The organism is Alcanivorax sp. HI0044, assembly GCF_001634945.1.
Genome location: NZ_LWEZ01001460.1, coordinates 1 through 1,134, shown reverse-complemented (window position 1 = coordinate 1,134; position 1,134 = coordinate 1). Strand labels below are relative to the sequence as shown.

Here is a 1,134-nt window from a genome sequence, read left to right as displayed (position 1 = left end):
ACCGTGGCGGCGCAAGCCGATACCCAGTGCCAGCCCGGTGGGGCCCGCACCGACAATCAGCACCTGCGGTGTGCGGTTCTCGCTAATGGCGATGGTACACTCTCCTTATGGCACCCTATTGGCGCCCCTGCCTGGCACTATGCCCACGGGGGTAGCCCGGTCTGCCTGCTGCCCACCGGACACGTCTCTGTGCCTGTGGCCTGCAACAGCCGCGCCAACACGTGAACGCTTACCCGAGCCCATCATGGCACATTCCACCACACCCTCCATGACGCCTGCATCGCGCAAAATTATCCACGTGGACTGCGACTGCTTTTACGCCGCCGTGGAAATGCGGGACGACCCTAGCCTGCGCGGCCGCCCGGTGGCGGTGGGCGGCGACCCGCACCGGCGTGGCGTGATTGCCACCTGCAACTACCCGGCGCGGCAATTTGGCGTGCATTCAGCCATGGCATCTTCCCAGGCCCTGCGGCGCTGCCCGGAACTGGTTATTGTGCCTCCGAACTTTGACAAATACCGCAAAGTTTCCGCCCAGATCCATGACATTTTTCGTCGTTATACAAGCCTGATCGAGCCGTTGTCACTGGACGAGGCCTTTCTGGACGTGAGCGCCAGCGAACAATTCGATAATAGCGCCACCCGCATTGCCCAGGCATTGCGCCAGGACGTTCGCCGGGAGGTGGCTATTACCGTGTCCGCAGGCGTCGCCCCCAACAAATTTCTGGCCAAGGTCGCCAGCGACTGGCGCAAGCCCGACGGGCTATTTGTGATTCCCCCGGCCCGGGTCGAGGAATTTGTGGCCGCCCTGCCGGTGAACAAGATTTCCGGGGTGGGCCGGGTCACTGGCGAGCGCATGGCCGGCCTGAACCTGAAAACCTGTGGCGACCTGCAACAGCTAAGCCGGCTGGAGCTGGGCCAGCACTTTGGCAGTTTTGGCGAGCGGCTTTATCACCTGTGCCGCGGTGAAGACAGCCGTCCGATCCAGACCGGCCGACGACGTAAATCCGTTTCGGTGGAACGCACCTACGACAAGGACCAGCTCACCCTGACGGACTGGCTCCGGGAGCTGGAGGGGCTGATTGAAAAGCTGAAGGAACGGTTTGCCAAACTGGATCAGCACTACCTGATCAGTGG

2 protein-coding genes are annotated in these 1,134 nt (G+C 62.4%); both read left to right on the top strand.

Going from position 1 to position 1,134, the window contains the following annotated elements:
- On the top strand, nt 1-225 hold a 225-nt coding region (locus A3730_RS32790), incomplete at its 5' end, for a hypothetical protein (protein WP_231884012.1).
- 19 nt (nt 226-244) lie between these two features.
- A partial coding sequence (gene dinB, locus A3730_RS21885; RefSeq protein WP_063538936.1) for a DNA polymerase IV occupies nt 245-1,134 on the top strand: 890 nt, incomplete at its 3' end.